This window comes from Actinocrinis puniceicyclus (assembly GCF_018283645.1).
Lineage (GTDB): Bacteria > Actinomycetota > Actinomycetes > Streptomycetales > Catenulisporaceae > Actinocrinis > Actinocrinis puniceicyclus.
Genome location: NZ_JAGSXH010000104.1, coordinates 1 through 20,816 on the forward strand (window position 1 = coordinate 1; position 20,816 = coordinate 20,816).

A 20,816-nucleotide genomic window follows, 5' to 3' on the forward strand; every position below is an offset into this window, starting at 1 on the left:
GCCCACGCCTCAGCCCGGCACGCGACCGGACTCGCCGGCCGCTGCCGCGGCGGCGGTCTCAGCGCTCTTGCATCAGTATTCGCCGACGCACGGTGGCGGCGGCTGGGTCGTGGCCGGGGGAGTGGTCGGGATGGTGCTTCCAGGCGCCGCGTCCGCCTGCGCCGCGGCCTGGCTCGGGGCTGCCTCGATCGGATACGAGTACCGCGGCCGGGGACTGCTCACCTTCGCGTTGCTGCCTAGGCGTGTCTCTGTGCTTCTTGGCAAGGCCGTCGTCTCCGCGTGTCTCGGCGCTCTGCTGTGCCTGTGCGCGACTGTGGTCGCCTATGCCACCGCATCTCTCGGCTTCCACATGGCCGGGGTGCCGATCAATCTGCCCTCGCAGCTCATGCTTTCCACACCGAGGCAGGTAGGTCTCACCGCATTCGCCGCGGCCTTGGGCGTCGTCGGCGGCACGGTGCTTCGGGCCCGGGTGCCCGCGACCGCCGCGGCGCTTGCGGGCTGCGCGCTGCTCGCCGCTCTGCTACCGCGCTCGACCAGCCTCGCCACGCCGTACGTGGAGGAAACGGCCCGACGCATCGAGCGCTTGGTGCCCGGCATCGATTACACCGCAGCTCTGTACCTGCTGCCGGCGCTTGGCCTGACGGCGCTTGTGCTTTCCGGCCTCGTCGCGGTGCGGCGCCGTCGCCTCGCGTGACCCGCGCCGAAAGCTGCGTCAGATAAGATAAGTCACTCGTTGGAGTGCATTCCGTGACAATCATGAGTAAATCATGACCCGAGCGCTCAAGCCGGCAGCCGGGAACGCCGACCAGTTCACCATGAACACCGTCTCCTCAGTCACCTCCGCGACCCTCCCGGTCCGCTCCGGCGGCTTGGCCGCTCCGGCCCAGGGCCAGACCGGCGAGGCGCAGGTCTACCCGTACGGCTTGGCGCAGGGCGCCGCCGCCTTCCCCCGGGCGGCCGCCCAGCGCGGCCGGGGCCTGCACGGCCAACTCGTCCAGCAGCTCGGCCAGATGATCGTGGCCGGCGAGCTCGGCGCCGACCGCCCGTTGGTCCCCGAGGAGATCGGCCAGCGTTTCGAGGTATCCCGCACGGTCGTGCGCGAGTCGCTGCGCGTGCTCGAAGCCAAGGGTCTGGTCTCGGCCCGCCCGAACGTGGGCACTCGGATCCGTCCGGTGCACGAGTGGAACCTGCTGGACCCGGATGTGATCGAGTGGCGCGCGCTGGGGCCTTTCCGCGCCGATCAGGCCCGGGAGCTGGCCGAGCTGCGTCAGGCCTTCGAACCGCTGGCAGCGCACCTGGTCGCCGCCTCCGCGGCTCGCCTGCCGGAGATCGCACGCACCCGGATGATGGAGCTGACCGAGCTGCTGTCCGAGGCCGCGGCGGAAGGAGATCCGGCCGCTTATCAGCGTAATGATAGCGAACTGCACAGCCTGTTGCTGCACGCGACCGGGAACCGGATGCTTGAGCACCTGGCCTCGGTGGTCTACGGTGCGCTGGAAATCACCGGCCTGCGGCCACTGGCCTGCGTGCCGGGAGCGCCGACTGCGGAGGATGAGCACGCGTCACTCGTGGACCGGTTGTTCGCCGGCGACGGCCCGGGCGCCGCGGAGGTTCTCAGTGGCCTGCTCAGCCGCGGGAGCGGCGCTGCGGCCTCCCCGCACCTGCCGGCTCAGCGCGATCACTGATGCCGGTCCGAAGGTCCTCTCCCGTCGGTTGAGTCATCTGCGGACAGTCGTCCGTTGAAGCAAGCGGTCGTACGGCAATGCACGGTCGCTTCCCGCCCGTTCGCGGGCCGGTATACGGCTTTCCAGGCGGTTTGCCATATGTGTGGGCATTGAGTCGGTTGCCGGACACTATCCGGTGACTGATAGCTCGCGGCGGTGTCTCGGCGGGTGGAGGGCGCGTGCGCGCCCGGCCTCGCACAGGCGATGCGGCTCCATTCGGCGAATGTGTCAAACATCTCGCCGGATGTGGATCGTTGCCGATATGGCGGCGCAAGGCTCCTGAATGCCCGGCTTCGTGGTGGTCTGGACCTGTCGAGGCGGCCGGTACGGTCTCCGGGAACGGGAGAATCCTGGTCCAATCACTCCCTGTAGACGGGTGGTGACGGCTAAGCTCAGTCACGGCGAGTCGGCGCCGGTCTCACCGGCGGCCGCTCGTGCGATGGCGGACGACTGTCCGCTGTCCCGTCGCGAACGGTCAGGGGACGTGAAGCGAGCTGTGGCCCGAGACGCCATCCGGCAGCAGAACCCTGCCGCGCACGACGAGACCGGTCCCGACTCGGCGCTCCTGCGCGCGCTCTTGCAGGACGGCTCCGTGGCCTTCGCCTGTTACGGGGCCGACTGCCGTTACCTTCAGGTCAGCCGGGCACTCGCCGAGATCAACGGCCTCAGCGTCGAGGAGCACCTCGGGCGCCTGCCCAGAGAGGTGTTGCCCGGTGAATTCGGCGCTCTGGTCGAGGAGTCCGTCGCGCGGGTGCTGGCCACCGGCAAGTCCTGGCGCGAACCCGAGCAGAGGTGGGAGACCGCGCAGTGGGCGCCGGCGCCGCGCGGCCCGGGCGTGCGCGTCCTGCGTACTCACTGGTCCCCGGTGCTCAGTCCGTCCGGAGGGATCACAGGAGTTCTCGCCATCGTGCACGACGTGACCGATCGCCACCGCATCGCCGAGTTGCTGGGCTCCACCCAGTGGCGGATCGGCAAGCTGCAGACCGTCGCCCGGGAACTGGCCGGCGCGCTGACCCTCGGCGAGGTGCGCGCGGCCGTGGCGAAGCTCGGCCAGGTGACCGGCGCTTCGCACGTGGAGCTTCGCCTGCTCGACCAACTCGGCCGTTCACCATGGCCGCAGACGCGTACCGTGCGCCCGGTACCAGCACAGCGATCTGTGCTCGCCGCCGAGGATGAGCGTTGGGAGCGGCGCACCACCTCCTGGCCGCCGCTGCTGGCGGCGGCGGTGCGTACCGGGCAGCCCTGCTACCTCGCGGACCGCGCCGCGGTGCGCGCGCTGTTCCCCGACGCGGCCGAGTGGGAGGACTCGCTGGCCGACGAACAGTCGTGGGCGGTGTTGCCGCTGACCACGGCGGCCGGCCCGGTCGGCGGGTTGTACCTCGTCTACGAATCGGCGCGCGCCTTCGAAGAGGACGATCAGGCTTATCTTCAGGCGCTCGCCGGGCAGTGCACGATGGCGGTGGCGCGAGCGCGTATGCACGAACGCGAACACCGTCAGGTCGTCTCGCTCCAGGACGCGCTACTACCGAAGCGGCTGCCGGACCTGCCTGGAATCGACGCCGCGTTCCGGTACATCCCCGGTTCGCTCGACACCGAGGTGGGCGGCGACTGGTACGACCTTTTCGGATTCCCGGACGGCCGGCTCGGCATGGTGGTCGGCGACGTGATCGGAAAGGGCGTGACCGCGGCCGCGGGCATGGGCCGGGTGCGCGCGGCGCTGCGTGCCCTCGCCTTCAGTGATCCTTCGCCGCGTGCGGTGCTCACCGGGCTCGACCGGCTCTTCGACGCCACCGAGAACGCCGAGTCGCTCACCACGGTCGTGTACGCGGTGTACGACCCCGCGGCCGGCAGCCTCGTCATGTCGGACGCCGGCCACCTGCCGCTGCTCGTCATCACCGCCGAAGGCGACGTGCGGTTCGTGGACGCGACCCCCGAGGCCACGCCGCTCGGCTGGAGCGAGGAGCGGATCGAGCACCGGTTTGCGCTGCGCCCCGGTGACACGGTGGTCGGTTTCTCCGACGGTTTGGTGGAAACCCGCGTGGACTCGCTGGACGAGGGACTGGCGCGGTTGCGCGCCGCGGCTCTGAGCGCGCCGGACACCGCGCTGGAGCCGTTGCTCGACCACCTCCTCGAGACGATGCTGCGCGAGCACGAGCAGGACGACGACGTGACGCTGCTCGCGGTGCGCGTGCGCGTCTGAGCGACCGCGAGGACCCGGGCGCCGGTCAGGGCCCGTTTCGGCAGGCGGTGTGCGTGGCTCCCCGGGGCGCTGCTAGACTGGTCGACCGAGTGCGTGACCTGCGTTATGCGAAGCGGTGTACAGCGGCTTGATCCAAGCCGCGACCGGGAATGATCCACGCCAGGCACGTCTGTGCGGCTGTCGGCCCGTCTGCTCTGGGGGCGGGAATATGGCACCGCTGCATCGTGCTGTCATATGAGTGCAACAGTTGCATTGCTGTTTCTCCATATGACATTCCGTGTTCCACCGTCGAGCAGTCTCAGCATTGCCGATAGCATGCCAGGTCTTTTAGTCAGCGCTTCTGTGAGCACCTTTCCGAAGGGTACGTGAGTGTCGGCCCCTATCTCGCTTTCCGCGTCTGCCGCCCCCAACGCGTCCGGCGCACCATCGATGACAGAGGACGCGCCCGCCACGCCGGTGGCCGCCGCCGTACAGGCTCTGCTCGAGCGAGCGGAGGGGGCCGCCGTCTCGAGCGACGACGTGCGGCGCGCCTGCGAGCAGGCGAAGGTCCCGGTCAGCCAGGCCAAGTCGGTGCTGCGCGCACTGCTGGAACAGGGCGTGACCGTCGCCGTCGTCGGCGAGGGCGCCGCGTCCCTGAACAAGCCGCGCAAGCGCGCTGTCGCCGCGGCGTCGAGCGGCCGCGCCACCGCCACCGTGCGCAAGAGCGCTGAGCCCGCCGTCAGTAAGCAGCCCGCAGCCGCGGCCAAGCCCGCAGCCGTCGAGACCCAGCCGGCTGCCGCGGCGGCCAAACCCGCGGCGGTTCCCGCCGGGACTGCCGCCGAGCCGGCCGCGGCCGCTGAGCCGGGGACTGCGGCCAAGCCCGCCGCCAAGACCGCGGCGAAGAAGGCGGCCCCCGCGAAGAAGAACGCCGAGGCCGCGCCGGCGGTCGGCAAGAAGGCGGCCGCGAAGAAGTCCGCGCCGGCGAAGGCCGCGACGGCCGACGGCGGCGCTGACGACGGCGAGTCGCTCGACGAGGACCTCGACGGCGAGCTCGACCTCGACCTCGAGAGCGACGAGGCGCTTGTAGACGACCCCGACCTGGTCGCCGGCGCGGAGGCGGAGACCGAACCGGAGGCCGAGGCCGAGCCTGAGGCCGAGGAGACGGAGACCGTCGCCGAGGGCGCTCCCGCAGCAGCCGCCGCCGAGGAGGAGGAAGAGGGCTTCGTCCTTTCCGACGACGACGAGGACGACGCCCCGGCGCAGCAGGTCGCCTCGGCGGGTGCCACCGCGGACCCGGTCAAGGACTACCTCAAGCAGATCGGCAAGGTCCCCCTGCTCAACGCCGAGCAGGAAGTGGAACTGGCCAAGCGGATCGAGGCCGGGCTGTTCGCCGAGGAGAAGCTGAACTCCGGCGAGAAGATGGATCCCCGGTTCAAGCACGAGCTGGAGATCATCGCCGAGGACGGCCGCCGGGCCAAGAACCACCTGCTGGAGGCGAACCTGCGGCTGGTGGTCTCGCTGGCGAAGCGGTACACCGGTCGCGGCATGCTGTTCCTGGACCTGATCCAGGAGGGCAACCTCGGTTTGATCCGCGCGGTGGAGAAGTTCGACTACACCAAGGGATACAAGTTCTCCACCTACGCGACGTGGTGGATCCGCCAGGCGATCACCCGCGCGATGGCCGACCAGGCGCGCACCATCCGCATCCCGGTGCACATGGTCGAGGTCATCAACAAGCTGGCCAGGGTCCAGCGCCAGATGCTCCAGGACCTCGGGCGCGAGCCCACCCCGGAGGAACTGGCCAAGGAACTGGACATGACCCCGGAGAAGGTCATCGAGGTCCAGAAGTACGGCCGCGAGCCGATCTCGCTGCACACCCCGCTCGGCGAGGACGGCGACAGCGAGTTCGGCGACCTGATCGAGGACTCCGAGGCGGTCGTGCCGGCCGACGCGGTCTCCTTCACGCTGCTGCAGGAGCAGTTGCACTCGGTGCTCGACACGCTCTCCGAGCGGGAGGCCGGTGTGGTCTCGATGCGCTTCGGTCTCACCGACGGCCAGCCGAAGACGCTGGATGAGATCGGCAAGGTCTACGGGGTCACCCGGGAGCGGATCCGGCAGATCGAGTCCAAGACCATGTCCAAGTTGCGGCATCCCTCGCGCTCGCAGGTGCTGCGCGACTACCTCGACTAGGCGATCACAGCAGCGCCGGGAAAGGCGCCGGTGCGCTCTCATCGGCTGTATGGGTGCGCGCCGGCCATGGCGGCGTGAAAGCGCTTGACCGGATTCGACCCCGGAGACACTTCCTCGGCACGCCTGAGCGGCGTTGCATCCGGACGGACCGGCACCGCAGTTCGACCGTTGCGTGCGCAAGCAGTCGCGCACGCGCCAAGCCGTCGCGCGCGGGCCAGGGTGAAGACGGTCAACCAGTCCCGCCGTCCGCGCGCAGCGTCTCACGCTTCAGCGGCTCAGGCCCAGCGGTCCGGCGGCTCAGGGTTCCGAGGTGCGCGAACGGGCCGCACCGTGGTGGCGGTGCGGCCCGTCGTAGGTCTCGCGCGATAGTCCTCTGGACCGGTTCAGCGCGTGCTGTCCGCGACGAGCTTGGAGGTCTCGTCGTGAATCTCGGCGGCCACCGAGCGGAGCCCTTCCTCGTACTTCTTGCCGTGGTGAGCGCAGAAGAGCAGTTCGCCACCGGAGGCGAGGGTGACACGGAGGTAGGCCTGTGCGCCGCAGCGATCGCAGCGGTCGTGCGCGTTGAGCGCCTCGGCGGGGAGGAGGTCTGGTGTCAGGACAGCGGTCACGTCGCCCCTTCTTTCTGCGTCGACTGTGCCCGTGGCCTGGATCCCCGAGGGGTTTCCAGACTCGGTGCGCCGGTCCGGGCGTCCGGTCGGCGGCTTGGTGGAGACCGCCTACCCGGATCAACATCAAACCATTCGCCGCTATGCCCTACGCCAGCGTTCGCGGGCAAAACTCGGGCAGTTCGCTCAGGGCGTACGCTCCGACGCCCGAAACGCCCGCCTTCATCGGCGATGTGTGCCGAGGCAAACACGTACCGTGAGATCCTCCCTCGCTCTTGCCGACACCCGGTCGGTACCCTGTGGGGTGCGCGGTGTAGGTCCGGCTGTGTCCGAACGAACCGCTACTCTGGCTGCGCCACCATGTTGACGAGGAGCTGAATCATCGTGACCGCCAGCCTCACCGCCCAGGCGAGCACCCCACGCGGAGAGACGAAGGGTGCGGACTACACCGCCCGCCACCTGCTGGTGCTCGAAGGACTCGAGGCGGTGCGCAAGCGCCCCGGCATGTACATCGGCTCGACCGACAGCCGCGGACTGATGCACTGCGTGTGGGAGATCATCGACAACTCGGTCGACGAGGCGTTGGCCGGGCACGGCTCGCATATCGAGGTGATCCTGCACGCGGACGGTTCGGTCGCGGTGCTCGACCAGGGCCGCGGCATCCCGGTGGACGTGGAGCCCAAGACCGGTCTGTCCGGGGTCGAGGTCGTGATGACCAAGCTGCACGCCGGAGGCAAGTTCGGCGGCGGCTCCTACGCGGCCTCTGGCGGCCTGCACGGCGTGGGCGCCTCGGTCGTGAACGCGCTCTCGTCCCGCCTGGACGTCGAGGTGGACAGGGACGGCGCGACGCACTCGATCTCCTTCCGGCGCGGCGTGCCCGGGGTCTTCGCCGGCGAGGGACCGAACGCGCAGTTCACCGCGCAGGGCGGCCTGACCAGGGGACGCCGCTCGGCGAAGAAGGCCGGTGTCACCGGCACGCGCACCCGGTTCTGGCCGGATCGCCAGATCTTCCTGCGGGACGCGCAGATCTCCCTGGAGGAACTGCACAACCGGGCCCGCCAGACCGCGTTCCTCGTGCCCGGGCTGACCCTGGTGGTGCGCGACGAGCGCAACGGCAACGGGGACGGGCCCGCGGTGGAGACGTTCCACTACGCCGGCGGCATCTCCGAGTACTGCGACTACCTGGCCAAGGACCGGCCGATCAGCGACACGCTTCGGCTGACCGGTTCCGGCGGTTTCACCGAGACGGTCCCGGTGCTCGACGAGGACGGGCACATGACCTCGCGGGACGTGGAACGGCAGCTGGACGTCGACGTGGCGCTGCGCTGGGGCACCGAGTACGACTCGGTCGTGCGGTCCTTCGTCAACATCATCGTCACGCCCAAGGGCGGCACCCACGTCACCGGCTTCGAGAGGGCTCTGGTCAAGACGGTCAACGAGCAGTTGCGCGCGGTCAAGCTGCTCAAGGTCAACGACGACCCGGTGGTCAAGGACGACATCCTGGAGGGCCTGACCGCGGTGGTCACCGTGCGGCTGGCCGAACCCCAGTTCGAGGGGCAGACCAAGGAGGTCCTCGGCACGCCGGCGGCCGCGCGGATCGTGACCGCGATCGTCTCCGAACGGTTGCGCGACTTTCTGACCAGCAACCACCGCAACACCAAGCCGCAGGCCCGCGCGGTGCTTGAGAAGATCGCCGCGGCCGCGAAGACCCGCATCGCGGCCCGGATGCACAAGGAGACCCAGCGGCGTAAGAACGCGCTGGAGACCTCGGCGCTCCCGGCCAAGCTGGCCGACTGCCGCACCGACGACGTGGACCGCTCGGAACTGTTCGTCGTCGAGGGGGACTCGGCCCTGGGTACCGCGAAACTGGCCCGCTCCTCGGAGTTTCAGGCGCTGCTGCCGATCCGCGGCAAGATCCTCAACGTGCAGAAGTCCTCGGTCGCGGACATGCTCAAGAACGCCGAGTGCGCGGCGATCATCCAGGTGGTCGGAGCCGGAACCGGGCGCTCCTTCGACCTGGACGCGGCCCGCTACGGCAAGGTCATCATGATGGCGGACGCGGACGTGGACGGCTCGCATATCCGAACCCTGCTGCTGACGCTGTTCTACCGGTACATGCGGCCGCTGGTGGAGGCCGGGCGCGTGTACGCCGCCGTGCCGCCGCTGCACCGCATCGAGGTCATCGGGCAGGGCAGGGCGAAGAACGAGTATCTGTACACATACTCGGACGCCGAACTCAAGCGCACCCTTGCGGATCTGCAGCGGCGCGGCAAGCGGATCAAGGAACCGGTGCAGCGGTACAAGGGTCTGGGCGAGATGGACGCCGACCAGTTGGCCGAGACCACGATGGACCCACGCCACCGGATCCTGCGACGCATCTCCCTGTCCGACGCCGAGGCCGCGGAGAAGATGTTCGAACTGCTGATGGGCACGGACGTGGCACCGCGCCGGGAGTACATCGTCAACGCCGCGGCGCTGCTGGACCGCTCGCGCATCGACGCCTGACCGCCCCGGGCAGGCAACCGCCGGGCCCGTGGCGTCAGGCCAGCTTCTCCACTTCGGTGACGCGCAGTTCGATCGGGGTGCCGAAGACCTTGCCGCAGGATTCCGGGCGCGGCCGCGCGGCCGGCGCGACGTCGACGAGCACCCGATAGCGCGCGTCGCGCGCCACCAGTTCGACGGCGTGGCCGCTGGCGCCGACGCGCTGCTCGCCGACGACACGTATCGCGTCCGCATCGGACTCCTGCAACTCGGCGCGCAGCGCGAGCTCGGCGCTCTGGGCCGGCCGCGACCACGTGCTGCGGCCGCGCGAACGCTCGGTCAGGACCTGCCCGCGCCGCGCCGCTTCGAGGGCGGCGAGCGCGGTGCCGGTGTCGAGCCGGCCGTAGACGTAGCCGGTCGGGAGGACCACGGCGGTCGGGGCGAAGCGGTGCCCGCCGAGGTGATCTGACTCCCACACCTGGGCGGCTGGGTCCGCCCGCGTCAGCTCCAGCGCGAGGGCACGGCCGAACTGAGCGCAGCAGCGGTCGCGCTTGCCGTTGCTGCACACCAGCAGCACCGGGTTCGTCACCGGCTCACCCGCGTCGATCCGCCCGGCCGCGAGTGACGCGAGGTCCAGGTCGAGCAGTTCGCGCGGGTCGGTGAACGCGGTCGAACGCACCGCCGCGCTGCCCGGACGGGTGTCGCACAGCAGGACGGTGCGCGGCTCGTCCGCGGCTGTCAGTGCATGGCGTCCGACGCGGCGGATCAGCGCTATGCGTAGCCCGGTGCCCTCCGCCCGCTGCTCCAACTGCGCGCCGACTTCGGGATCGAGGTGCGACTGTCGCAGCGCGCGCGCACCCCACGGCCCGGGTTGTTCGATCGCCAGCCAGGTCGTGGCGACCGGTGCGGTTCCGGGCAGCGGCTCGTCGAGCCGCGCGGAGAAGGCCGAGCAGGTCGTCGGCTCCGGGCGGGCGTCGGGTCGATGAGACATGGTGACCACCGTAACGGCTGCTGTGCCCTGGTGGGCTCGGGATCGGCGACGCATGATGGCGGTATGGCGGTATCAGGGCTTGCTTGAGGCGATGCCGGGATCTCTCGTGGCAGGAGGAACAGGCGATGACCTCGATGGAGAACCGCGAACAGGCCACCGGCCGCGGCCCGGATCCGGCGCACCCCCACGCGAGCGGGATGCGCGCGGGATCCCAGGCCGTGCAATTTCACCCGGAGCATGCCGCGCGCGGTGCGGCCGGGTCCGGCTCGCCGCCGCTCGCCCGCGCGCTCGGTTTCCCGGCGGTGCTGCTCAATCAGGTGGTCGCGGTCGAGGTCGGCTCGTGCGCCTGCCCGGTCGGCATTCACCGCTGGACCGGCTCCGAGGTCGGCACCATCCTGCTCACCCCGGCCCAGGCGCAGGTGTGGGCGCGCGCCGGGCGGCTGACCCTGGTCAGCGCCGAGGGGGACGAGTACCGGCTGACCGTGCTGGCACCGCAAGAGGGCGCGTCGATCGCGCTGGGTACGCACTGGCCACCGCGCGAACCCGCAGGCAAGGTACGGCGCGTCGCGGCGGCGGCTGCGCACGACGTCGGCGATCTGCTCACCTTCCCGGCCTGGCTGGCGCGCACCGCGCATACCAGCGGCGAGCGCAACCAGCAGCTCATCCGGCTGGTCGATCGCATCCACGGCTCGAGCCCGCGCACGGTGGTGCACTACGGGCAGACCTTCGGCCACGAACACGCCCGGCCCGGACAGTTCCATCCGTACGACCATCGGGGCCTGGTCGGGCACGAAGGCTGGCCGCACGAGTTGTGACGCGGCCCGGCCATCGGTCGGTCAGCTCGCGCCGCGCGCCCTGAGCGCCCGTCTCAGGTCGTCGCGAGCCTCCAGTACCAGCCGGCGTAGCGCCGGGGCGTGTCCGTCCTCGTCGAGCCAGCGGTCGGCGCGGTCGAGCGTCGCCTCCTCGACCACGTGGCTCGGGAACGCCAGCGCCGCGATCCGGCTCGCGTTCTCGATCGAGCGGCTCTTCCATACCTCGTCCAGTGCGGCGAAGTACGGCTCGACGAAGGGCCGCAGCAACTGCGGCCGCCCGCCCGTCGCGGCGAAGCCGAACAGCACTTCGCGCAGCAGGTCGGTCGGCTGGTCCCCGGACTGCACGGCGAGTTTCCACGCGGCGTCCTTGGCGTCCCGGGTCGGGCGTGCGGCCATGCAGCCGGCGTGCTTGCGCCGCCCGGCGGCCGTCGCGTCGCGTACCAGCTGTGCGTCCAGATCGTCCTGCCGCGCCCGGCCGCCGCGGGCCAGCGCGTGCAGGAAGGTCCAGCGCAGGTCGGCGTCGACGACCAAACCGTCGATCGATACGGAACCGTCCAGCAGCGCTTCGAGCAGCGTGTGGTCGGCGTCTGACCGGGCGATCGCCGCGAAGCCGCGCGCCCAGGCCAGTTGGTGGTCCGAGCCGGGCGCCGCGGCGGCAAGCTCGCGCCCGGCCATCGCCGCGGCCGGTCCGGCGGCCTGCTGCGCGGCGTCGGGGGAGAGGTAGAACTCCAGCACGGTCTCGGTCTGTTGCAACAGGTTCTGCACGACCCCGACCTGGGATTCGGCTGCAGCGTGCCGGTCCACGAAGGCGATGAACTCGCGCCCCGGAAGTTCGCCGTCCCGGGTCATGTTCCACAGCGCCGACCACAGCAGCGAGCGCGCCATCGGGTCGGCGAACGCCGACAGCCGCTCGCGCAGGAAGGCCAGCTGATCGGTGGACAGCCGCAGCTTCGCGTATGTCAGGTCGTCGTCGTTGAGCAGGTGGAAGTCGCCGGTGCCGAACTTGAACGGCGTGCGCTGCGATGCCAGGTCCACCTCGCGCCGGTCGGTGCGTACCACGCGCCCGCCGTCGGTCCGCACCGCGTACGTGCCGACGGCGATCCGGTGCGGTCGCGCCTGGGGGTAGCCGGAAGCTGAGCTCTGCACGATCGTGTCTTCGTCGATCGTCAGCGTGTTGAGCTGTGCGGTTTCCAGCCAGGCGCGTGACCATGCCGCCAGGTCGCGGCCCGAGGTCCGCGCGAGTACGTCCAGCAGGTCCGTGAGCGTGGTGTTGCCGAAGGCGTGTCGCTTGAAGTACTGCCGCGCCCCTTCCAGGAACGCCTCCTCGCCGACGTAGGCGACGAGTTGTTTGAGCACGGCCGCGCCCTTGGCGTAGGTGATGCCGTCGAAGTTGAGCTTCGCGTCTTCGAGGTCGTTGACGGTGGCGACGATCGGGTGCGTCGTGGGTTGCTGGTCCTGCCGGTATGCCCACGCCTTGCGCCGGTTGGCGAAGCTGATCCACGCGTTCTTCCAGGCGGTGGCCTCGACCTGGGCGTACGAGCCCATGAACTCGGCGAAGGACTCTTTGAGCCACAGGTCGTCCCACCAGCGCATGGTGACCAGGTCGCCGAACCACATGTGCGCCATCTCGTGCAGGATCGTGCACGCGCGCGCCTCATAAGCGGTGTCGGTGACTTTCGACTGGAACACGTATTCCTCGTTGAGGGTCACGCAGCCGGGGTTCTCCATGGCGCCGAGGTTGTACTCGGGCACGAACGCCTGGTCGTACTTGCCGAACGGGTACGGGTAGTCGAAGCGCTCGTGGAAGAAATCAAGCCCCTGCTTCGTGATCTCGTGGATCGCGTCGGCGTCGAAGTGTTCGGCCAGGGACGCGCGGCACAGTGCGGACAGCGGGATCTCCAGGGTGGTGCCGTCGGGCAGTTCGCGCGAGTAGAGGTCGCGCTCGACCTGGTACGGCCCGGCGACGACGGCCGTGATGTACGTGGAGATGCGTGGTGTCGGCGCGAAGACCCAGCGCGCGGCGCCGTTGACCACGCGTTTGCGTTCGCGCGCGGTCCCGTTGCTCGACATGTGCCAGCCGGCCGGCGCGGTGATGTCGAACACGAACGAGGCTTTCAGGTCCGGCTGCTCGAAGTTCGCGTACATCCGGCAGGCGTCCGCGGGTTCGAACTGTGTGTACAGGTATACGCGCCCGTCCGCCGGGTCGACGAATCGGTGCAGACCTTCGCCGCTACGGCTGTATGCGCACGAGGCGTCGACGGTCACCTCGTTGGTCGCCTCAAGTCCGGTGAGCCACACGCGTGAGCCGCGGTAGACCTCGGCGGGGTCGAGCGCGCGCCCGTTCAGCGTGACCGACGCGACGTGCGGCGCGACGAGGTCCAGGAAGGTGGTGGCGGCCGGCCCGGGTTCGGCGTGGCGGAAGCGGATCGTGCTGGCGGAGCGGAAGGTGCTCGCCCGGTCGGCGTTCGCGCCGCTCAGGTCGAGCTCGATCCGATAGTCCTCGACCGTGATCAGGCGCGCGCGTTCCCGCGCCTCGTCCCGGGTCAGGTTCATCCCCGCCATGTATGCCGCTCCGTTCGGTTCCGTTCCGCGCAGCCGCCCGGGCGCGCAGCCGGGCAACGTCGCGCGCCTTTGCGCGACCGGGCCATCATGCCAGGTGGCGGGGCCGTGCCCGCTCCGCGATCGCCGGTAAGTATTCAGAATGCGGCGACTGGCGCGGGGGCGGGGCGCAGGCACGGCGCGGCGTGATCGCGGCCGAGGTGGAGCGCCAAGCCTTCGGGCGTGTCCATCCGGCTCAGCCCGCCCCGGTGGTGTTTCGGGGCGAGTGTGGCGAACACGGACTCCAACTCGCGGAAGTCGGCCTCCAGGGAGGGTGCCCGATGGGATCGGCACACAAGCGTGCCCCGCTCGGGACCGGGCGGGGCACACTTCGCAAGACTCAGATGATCGGATCGCGCACTGGCGCTTGGCCGGCTCGCGCCCGCGGCTACTTCCTGCGCGCGATCTTGCTGCCGAGCCAGACCAGCGGGTCGTACTTGCGGTCGGCGACGCGCTCCTTCATCGGGATCAGCGCGTTGTCGGTGATCTTGATGTGCTCCGGGCACACCTCGGTGCAGCACTTGGTGATGTTGCAGAAGCCCAGGCCGTGCTCCTCCTGCGCCTCCTTGCGCCGGTCGCGCGTATCCAGCGGGTGCATGCTCAGCTCCGCGATACGCATGAGGAACCGCGGGCCGGAGAAGGACTTCTTGTTCTCCTCGTGGTCACGCACCACGTGGCACACGTTCTGGCACAGGTAGCACTCGATGCACTTGCGGAACTCCTGCGAGCGCTCGACGTCCACCTGCGACATCCGGTAATCGCCCGGCTTCAGGTCCGCCGGAGGCTCGAACACGGGTACCTGGCGCGCCTTCTCGTAGTTGAAGGACACGTCGGTGACGAGGTCGCGGATCACCGGGAACGTGCGCAGTGGCGTGATCGTCACCGTCTCGTCCTCGGTGAACACCGACATGCGGGTCATGCACATCAGGCGCGGCATGCCGTTGATCTCCGCGGAACAGGAACCGCACTTGCCCGCCTTGCAGTTCCACCGCACCGCCAGGTCCGGAGCCTGCGTGGCCTGGAGCCGGTGGACGACGTCGAGCACCACCTCGCCGTCGTTGACCTCCACCGTGAAATCGTGCAGGCCGCCGTCCTTGTCGTCGCCGCGCCAGACCTTGAACTTCGCCTTGTACGTCATGATGCGTCCGCCCCAGTACCCTTCTGCGTGTCCGCGTCGGCCGCGGCGCGCGGCCCGTCCGACGGGGCGGCCGGCTCGGCCAGCTCCTCCTCGGTCATGTACTTCTTCAGCTCCGAACGCTCGAACAAGTCGAGCAGGTCCGGGCGCATCTGCGGCAGCGGCTGCTTCTTGACCTGCGCGTGGCCGTCCGGGCCCACGGAACAGACCAGGTTGACCTTGCGCCACTCGGCCGACATCTGCGGGTAGTCCTCGCGGGTGTGACCGCCGCGCGACTCCTTGCGCTCCAGCGCCGCCTTCGCGACGCACTCGGACACCAGCAGCATGTTGCGCATATCGAGGGACAGGTGCCAGCCCGGGTTGAACACCCGCCCGCCGCTCGCCGCCAGCTTCTCCCGGCGCGGCGCCAGCTCCGCCAGCTTCTCGATCGCGGCCTGCACCTCGTGCTCGCGGCGGATGATGCCGACCAGGTCGTTCATCGTCTGCTGAAGCTCGGCGTGCAGCGTGTACGGGTTCTCACCCGCGGACTGCTCCAGCGGCGCCACCACCTCGGCCTCGGCCGCGGCGACGTCGGCCTGCGCGACCGCCGGGCGGTTCCCGCCCAGCTCGTCCACGTACTGCGCCGCGTGCAGTCCGGCGCGGCGGCCGAACACCAGCAGGTCGGACAGCGAGTTGCCGCCGAGCCGGTTGGAGCCGTGCATGCCGCCGGCCACCTCACCCGCGGCGAACAGGCCGGGCACGATCGAGGCCTGAGTGTCCGCGTCCACCTCGACGCCGCCCATGATGTAGTGGCACGTCGGGCCGATCTCCATCGGCTCCGCCGTGATGTCCACGTCGGCCAGCTCCTTGAACTGGTGGTACATCGACGGCAGCCGCTTGAGGATGAACTCCTTGGAGCGGCGCGAGGCGATGTCCAGGTACACACCGCCGTGCGGGGTGCCGCGGCCGGCCTTCACCTCGGAGTTGATCGAGCGGGCCACCTCGTCGCGCGGCAGCAGTTCCGGCGGGCGCCGGTTGTTGTCCGGGTCGGTGTACCAGCGGTCCGCCTCCTCCTCCGTCTCCGCGTACTGCGGACGGAAGACGTCCGGGACGTAGTCGAACATGAACCGCTTGCCCTCGGAGTTGCGCAGCACGCCGCCGTCGCCGCGCACCGACTCGGTGACCAGGATGCCCTTCACCGAGGGCGGCCAGACCATGCCGGTCGGGTGGAACTGGATGCACTCCATGTTGATCAGCGTCGCACCCGCGAGCAGCGCCAGCGCGTGCCCGTCGCCGGTGTACTCCCAGGAGTTGGAAGTCACCTTGTACGACTTACCGACGCCGCCGGTGGCCAGGACGACCGCGGGCGCCTTGAACAGCACGAAGCCGCCGTCCTCGCGGCGGTAGCCGAAGGCACCGGCGATCCGGTCACCTTCCTTGAGCAGCCGCGTGATGGTGTGCTCGGCGAAGACCTTGATCCGTCCCTCGGCCTCGCCGTGCTCGCGCGCGTCCTGCTGCTGGAGGCCCACCACCGCCTGCTGGAGCGTCCTGATCAGCTCCAGGCCGGTGCGGTCGCCGACGTGCGCGAGGCGCGGGTACTCGTGGCCGCCGAAGTTGCGCTGCGAGATCTTGCCGTCCTTGGTGCGGTCGAACAGCGCGCCCCACTGTTCCAGCTCCCACACCCGGTCCGGCGCCTCCTTGGCGTGCAGTTCGGCCATCCGGTAGTTGTTCAGGAACTTGCCGCCGCGCATCGTGTCGCGGAAGTGCACCATCCAGTTGTCGTTCGGGTTGACGTTGCCCATCGCGGCGGCGGCGCCGCCCTCGGCCATCACCGTGTGGGCCTTGCCGAACAGGGACTTGCAGATGATCGCGACTCGCTTGCCCTGCATTCGCGCCTCGATGGCGGCGCGCAGTCCCGCTCCGCCCGCGCCGATGACGACGACGTCGTATTCGTAGGTGTCCATGGCCTTCGGCTCTCTTGCCTGACTCGATTTAGAAGAAGCGCGGGTCGGTGAACGCGTTGAGGGACAGCAGCAGTACGTAAAGGTCCGCGAGCGCGACCCCGAAAAGCGAGACCCAGGCCAGCTGCATGTGCTTGCCGTTGAGCTTGGAGACGAAGCCCCAGGCGCGGTACCGGATCGGGTGCTTGGAGAAGTGCTTGAGCCGACCGCCCATGATGTGCCGGCAGGAATGGCACGACGCTGTGTACAGCCACAACAGGGCCGCGTTGATCAGCAGGACGAGCGTACCGACGCCCATGTGGCCCCACTGCCCGGCCGGGTTGCGGAAGCCGAGGATCGCGTCCCAGGTCAGAATGACGTTGAAGATCGTGGCCAGCACGAAGAAGTAGCGGTGCGAGTTCTGGAAGATCAGCGGGAAGCGGGTCTCGCCGGTGTACGAGCGGTGCGGTTCGGCGACCGCGCAGGCCGGCGGCGACTGCCAGAACGAGCGGTAGTAGGCCTTGCGGTAGTAGTAGCAGGTCATCCGGAACCCGAGCGGGACGACCAGGACCAGCAGCGCCGGAGACCAGCCCCACCACGAACCGATGAAGTGGACTTCCCCGGCGCCGGGCATCGGCACGCAGTTGTCCGAAATGCACGGCGAATAGAACGGGGAGATGTACGGCGAGGCGTAGTAGTGGTCGTTCTGGAAGGCCCGGAAGGTGGCGTAAGCGATGAACGCGGTGAAGACCAGGAAGGTGATCAGCGGGGAGACCCAGTAGCGGTCCGTCCGCAGCGTGGGCTTGTCGATCTTTGCCCGTCCGGGCGACAGGGTTCCGGTGCTCATTTTGTGCAAGCTCCTGCTTCGGTGGAGTAAGCAGCACAACTCGTCTGCGGCGAACCGCACTCTAGTCCAGGAAACGGCGGTTCAACGTTGCACTGTCACGCGCAGTGACGATGGTGACCAAATTCACATGGTACGACGCCCAGGTCAGAGCCGTTTGCGACGCTCCGTGTCCGCCTGATGGCAACCGCTCGGCGGCTGAATGGTCACCGCGAAACGGCGTTCGCGGTGCGGCGGGTGAATCCGCGCGCAGCTCCACAGCCAGCATCGCGGCGCCGACCACCAACATGAGCGCGGTCACGACGATGCGCGTCGCGATCCAGAGCACCACACCGAGACAGAACCGGCGACCCTCTGCCGCCGAGCCGCTCAGCAGCGTGAACACCACCCTGACGGCAAGTGCGCGGTACGTGCGTCGCACTCGTGGTCGCGGCCGCGATAGTCACGCGCCGTCCGCATGTCGGGTTGCTCGCCCGGCGGCCGGTACCATGGGATGGGGCGTTCTCTGCCCAGTCTGGTCGAGACGGCAACGGAGCCCCTCGCGCGCTGGTTGGCCGATCGACCAGCGTTCAACCCTCCGTGATCCCGATTGAAAGCGACGCTATCCGGCATGCCTACGCGTAACGACATCCGCAACGTGGCGATCGTGGCCCACGTAGACCACGGCAAGACCACGCTCGTGGACGCGATGCTGTGGCAGGCCGGGGCGTTCCGGTCGAACCAGCACGTGGACGAGCGTGCGATGGACTCCAACGAGTTGGAGCGCGAGAAGGGCATCACCATCCTCGCGAAGAACACCGCGGTGCACTACAAGTCGCCGCAGGACGGCTCAGACACCGTCATCAACATCATCGACACCCCCGGGCACGCCGACTTCGGCGGCGAGGTCGAGCGCGGCCTGTCCATGGTGGACGGCGTGGTGCTGCTGGTGGACGCCTCGGAGGGGCCGCTGCCGCAGACCAGGTTCGTGCTGCGCAAGGCGCTGTCCGCGAAGCTGCCGGTGATCCTGGTGATCAACAAGACCGACCGCCCGGACGCGCGGATCTCCGAGGTCGTCGACGAGACCTACGAGCTCTTCCTCGACCTGGACGCCACCGAGGAGCAGATCGAGTTCCCGATCGTCTACGCCTGCGCGCGGGACGGGAAAGCATCACTGGAGCGTCCCGCGAACGGTTCGGTGCCCGCCAGTGCGGACCTCCAGCCGCTGTTCCGCACGATCCTGGACACCATCCCCGCGCCGACGTACGCGGAGGGGGCGCCGCTTCAGGCGCACGTGACCAACCTGGACGCCTCCAACTTCCTGGGCCGGATCGCGCTGTGCCGCGTGCACCAGGGCGTCATCCGCAAGGGCCAGCAGGTCGCCTGGATCAAGCGGGACGGATCGACCGAGCGGGTGAAGATCACCGAGCTGCTGATGACCGAGGCGCTGGAGCGCAAGCCCGCCGAGCAGGCCGGGCCCGGCGACATCATCGCCATCGCCGGCATCCCGGACATCATGATCGGCGAGACGCTCGCCGACGCCGACGACCCGCGCCCGCTGCCGCTGATCACCGTGGACGAGCCGGCCATCTCGATGACCATCGGCACCAACACCTCCCCGCTGGTCGGCCGGGTCAAGGGCGCGAAGGTCACCGCGCGCATGGTCAAGGACCGGCTGGAGCGCGAACTGGTCGGCAACGTTTCCATCAAGGTGCTGCCGACGGAACGGCCGGACACCTGGGAGGTACAGGGCCGCGGGGAGCTGGCGCTGGCGATCCTGGTGGAGATGATGCGCAGGGAGCAGTACGAGCTGACCGTGGGCAAGCCGCAGGTCGTCACCCGGACGATCGACGGGAAGGTGCACGAGCCGGTCGAGCGGCTGACCATCGACGCGCCCGAGGAGCACCTGGGCACGATCACCCAGCTGCTCGCGATCCGCAAGGGCCGGATGGAGACGATGACCAACCACGGCACCGGCTGGATCCGGATGGAGTTCCTGGTGCCTTCGCGCGGGCTGATCGGGTTCCGCACCGAGTTCCTGACCGAGACCCGCGGCACCGGAATCGCCAACCACACCTTCGAGGGCTACGAGCCCTGGTTCGGCGACCTGCGCACCCGCAGCTCGGGCTCGCTGGTGGCCGACCGGGCCGGCGTGGTCACGCCGTTCGCGATGACGAACCTGCAGGAGCGCGGTTCGCTGTTCGTCGAGGCGACCACCGAGGTCTACGAGGGCATGATCGTCGGGGAGAACTCGCGCGCCGACGACATGGACGTGAACATCACCAAGGAGAAGAAGCTCACGAACATGCGCTCGTCCACCGCGGACGAGACCGAGAAGATCGTGCCGCCGCGCAAGCTCTCGCTGGAGCAGTGCCTCGAGTTCTGCCGCGAGGACGAATGCGTCGAGGTCACGCCCGCGGCCGTGCGCATCCGCAAGGTGGTGCTCTCGGCGCAGGAGCGTGCCCGGTCGGCGGCGCGGCGCTCGCGCGGGCAGGCATAGCGGGATTCGTCACAGGGCGGCCGTGGCGGCGGCGGGCCCGGTCGCCCGCGACGGGCGACCGGGTGCGGACTACTGATTCGCGCCCTTGGGGCCCGCGACGAACGGCAGCACGTCCAGCGCGCCGTGCTCGCAGACCGTGATGGGTCCGCCGCCGATCGACGCGCTCAGCTGGGTCGTCTCGTCCGGCGGGGTGATCTGCAGGTAGACCGACGGAGCCTCGCAGTTGCCGGTCTGCGACTCGTCCGCCGCCGGGATGTCGAAGTCGAAGCGAGCGGTGGTGGCCACCGACCCGCCGTTCGGCACGACGATCGTCTTCGGCGCCATCGAGCGGTTGCGGGTGACCGTGGTCGCTTGGCCCGAGCCGTTCGCGTCCTCGAGCTTCATGCCCGGATACCCGTACACCGTGCAGGTGCGGCCCGAGGTGTTGGCGAGCCTGATGTTCATCAGCTCGTGCCCCGCACCCTGGGAACCCGGCACGATGGAGACGGAGGGGGACAGGTCGACCGTGTGGCACTGCGGCACCTTGTCGGGGGGAAGCGCCGACCGCCCCCCGGCGCTCGTGCTGGCCGAGGGCGCGGGCAGCGTCACCGCGCCCACACTCGGGCCGGCGAGGGCCGAGGGCCCGCCGCTCTCCGTGGCGCTCGCGCTCGGGCCGTTCCCACTGCTGCTCGCGCCGCAGCCGGCCACGATGCCGGCGGTGAGCGCGGCGGCGGTCAGCACGCCGCCGATCGCCCATTCGAACTTGCGGTCCATGATCTCTCTCCCAGAGTCGATGCCGCCGACCGCGGCACCGATGCCCATAGCGCCACCCCGCGGGTAAGCCGCGGCCTGCGCCGCGACGAGCGGGCCGCCCCCGAAC

General features: G+C 69.6%; 14 protein-coding genes and 1 pseudogene. 7 read left to right on the forward strand and 8 right to left on the reverse strand.

Going from position 1 to position 20,816, the window contains the following annotated elements:
* The 4 genes and pseudogenes from KGA66_RS22500 to KGA66_RS22515 form a co-directional block, all read left to right on the forward strand.
* Positions 1-694, forward strand: a pseudogene (locus tag KGA66_RS22500) (hypothetical protein); the annotation flags it as partial.
* 73 nt (positions 695-767) lie between these two features.
* A complete protein-coding gene (locus KGA66_RS22505) occupies positions 768-1,685 on the forward strand; it encodes a FadR/GntR family transcriptional regulator (protein ID WP_281416759.1) in 918 nt (305 codons plus the stop codon).
* A gap of 523 nt (positions 1,686-2,208) precedes the next feature.
* A complete protein-coding gene (locus KGA66_RS22510; protein ID WP_211470312.1) occupies positions 2,209-3,924 on the forward strand; it encodes a SpoIIE family protein phosphatase in 1,716 nt (571 codons plus the stop codon).
* Positions 3,925-4,353: 429 nt separating this feature from the next.
* Entirely contained in the window at positions 4,354-6,093 is a 1,740-nt protein-coding gene (locus tag KGA66_RS22515; protein ID WP_211470314.1) for an RNA polymerase sigma factor, read from the forward strand.
* Positions 6,094-6,476: 383 nt separating this feature from the next.
* Here the strand turns inward: KGA66_RS22515 and KGA66_RS22520 are convergent, their stop codons facing one another.
* Positions 6,477-6,689, reverse strand: coding sequence for a DUF7455 domain-containing protein (locus KGA66_RS22520; protein ID WP_211470337.1), 213 nt, complete (start codon positions 6,687-6,689; stop codon positions 6,477-6,479).
* A gap of 393 nt (positions 6,690-7,082) precedes the next feature.
* On the opposite strand from KGA66_RS22520, the gene KGA66_RS22525 reads away from it, so the two are divergent.
* The gene (locus KGA66_RS22525) at positions 7,083-9,203 is read left to right on the forward strand and encodes a DNA gyrase/topoisomerase IV subunit B (RefSeq protein WP_211470316.1); all 2,121 of its coding nucleotides are present in this window, start codon (positions 7,083-7,085) and stop codon (positions 9,201-9,203) included.
* A 34-nt stretch (positions 9,204-9,237) separates the two neighbouring features.
* Here KGA66_RS22525 and KGA66_RS22530 read toward each other — a convergent pair whose 3' ends face one another.
* Positions 9,238-10,170 carry a ferredoxin family protein gene (locus tag KGA66_RS22530; RefSeq protein ID WP_211470318.1) on the reverse strand — a complete coding sequence of 311 codons (933 nt, stop codon included), beginning with the start codon at positions 10,168-10,170 and terminating at the stop codon, positions 9,238-9,240.
* A gap of 125 nt (positions 10,171-10,295) precedes the next feature.
* Between KGA66_RS22530 and KGA66_RS22535 the strand changes: the two genes are divergently transcribed.
* Entirely contained in the window at positions 10,296-10,985 is a 690-nt protein-coding gene (locus KGA66_RS22535) for a hypothetical protein (protein WP_211470320.1), read from the forward strand.
* A 21-nt stretch (positions 10,986-11,006) separates the two neighbouring features.
* Here KGA66_RS22535 and pepN read toward each other — a convergent pair whose 3' ends face one another.
* The 5 genes from pepN to KGA66_RS22560 all read right to left on the reverse strand — a co-directional run bounded on the left by pepN (position 11,007) and on the right by KGA66_RS22560 (position 17,863).
* The gene (gene pepN, locus KGA66_RS22540) at positions 11,007-13,544 is read right to left on the reverse strand and encodes an aminopeptidase N (RefSeq protein WP_211470322.1); all 2,538 of its coding nucleotides are present in this window, start codon (positions 13,542-13,544) and stop codon (positions 11,007-11,009) included.
* 424 nt (positions 13,545-13,968) lie between these two features.
* The gene (locus KGA66_RS22545; RefSeq protein WP_211470324.1) at positions 13,969-14,718 is read right to left on the reverse strand and encodes a succinate dehydrogenase/fumarate reductase iron-sulfur subunit; all 750 of its coding nucleotides are present in this window, start codon (positions 14,716-14,718) and stop codon (positions 13,969-13,971) included.
* Complete coding sequence (locus KGA66_RS22550; RefSeq protein WP_211470326.1) at positions 14,715-16,658, reverse strand: fumarate reductase/succinate dehydrogenase flavoprotein subunit; 1,944 nt, start codon at positions 16,656-16,658, stop codon at positions 14,715-14,717. Before KGA66_RS22550 ends, KGA66_RS22545 begins: the two co-directional genes overlap by 4 nt.
* A 28-nt stretch (positions 16,659-16,686) precedes the next feature.
* Complete coding sequence (gene sdhC, locus KGA66_RS22555) at positions 16,687-17,481, reverse strand: succinate dehydrogenase subunit SdhC (RefSeq protein WP_211470327.1); 795 nt, start codon at positions 17,479-17,481, stop codon at positions 16,687-16,689.
* 61 nt (positions 17,482-17,542) lie between these two features.
* Positions 17,543-17,863 carry a hypothetical protein gene (locus KGA66_RS22560; RefSeq protein WP_211470329.1) on the reverse strand — a complete coding sequence of 107 codons (321 nt, stop codon included), beginning with the start codon at positions 17,861-17,863 and terminating at the stop codon, positions 17,543-17,545.
* A 225-nt stretch (positions 17,864-18,088) separates the two neighbouring features.
* Here KGA66_RS22560 and typA point away from each other — a divergent pair, with 225 nt between their 5' ends.
* Entirely contained in the window at positions 18,089-19,957 is a 1,869-nt protein-coding gene (gene typA, locus KGA66_RS22565; RefSeq protein WP_211470331.1) for a translational GTPase TypA, read from the forward strand.
* A gap of 69 nt (positions 19,958-20,026) precedes the next feature.
* Here typA and KGA66_RS22570 read toward each other — a convergent pair.
* The coding region (locus tag KGA66_RS22570; RefSeq protein ID WP_211470333.1) for a DUF4232 domain-containing protein at positions 20,027-20,816 on the reverse strand (790 nt) is incomplete at its 5' end.

What these genes read in the sequence shown, in the direction of transcription:
- sdhC (WP_211470327.1), bottom strand. Translation starts at nt 17,481, where the DNA reads ATGAGCACCGGAACCCTGTCGCCCGGACGGGCAAAGATCGACAAGCCC.
- pepN (WP_211470322.1), bottom strand. Translation starts at nt 13,544, where the DNA reads ATGGCGGGGATGAACCTGACCCGGGACGAGGCGCGGGAACGCGCGCGC.
- KGA66_RS22535 (WP_211470320.1), top strand. Translation starts at nt 10,296, where the DNA reads ATGACCTCGATGGAGAACCGCGAACAGGCCACCGGCCGCGGCCCGGAT.
- KGA66_RS22550 (WP_211470326.1), bottom strand. Translation starts at nt 16,658, where the DNA reads ATGGACACCTACGAATACGACGTCGTCGTCATCGGCGCGGGCGGAGCG.
- KGA66_RS22505 (WP_281416759.1), top strand. Translation starts at nt 768, where the DNA reads ATGACCCGAGCGCTCAAGCCGGCAGCCGGGAACGCCGACCAGTTCACC.
- KGA66_RS22530 (WP_211470318.1), bottom strand. Translation starts at nt 10,170, where the DNA reads ATGTCTCATCGACCCGACGCCCGCCCGGAGCCGACGACCTGCTCGGCC.
- typA (WP_211470331.1), top strand. Translation starts at nt 18,089, where the DNA reads ATGCCTACGCGTAACGACATCCGCAACGTGGCGATCGTGGCCCACGTA.
- KGA66_RS22545 (WP_211470324.1), bottom strand. Translation starts at nt 14,718, where the DNA reads ATGACGTACAAGGCGAAGTTCAAGGTCTGGCGCGGCGACGACAAGGAC.
- KGA66_RS22515 (WP_211470314.1), top strand. Translation starts at nt 4,354, where the DNA reads ATGACAGAGGACGCGCCCGCCACGCCGGTGGCCGCCGCCGTACAGGCT.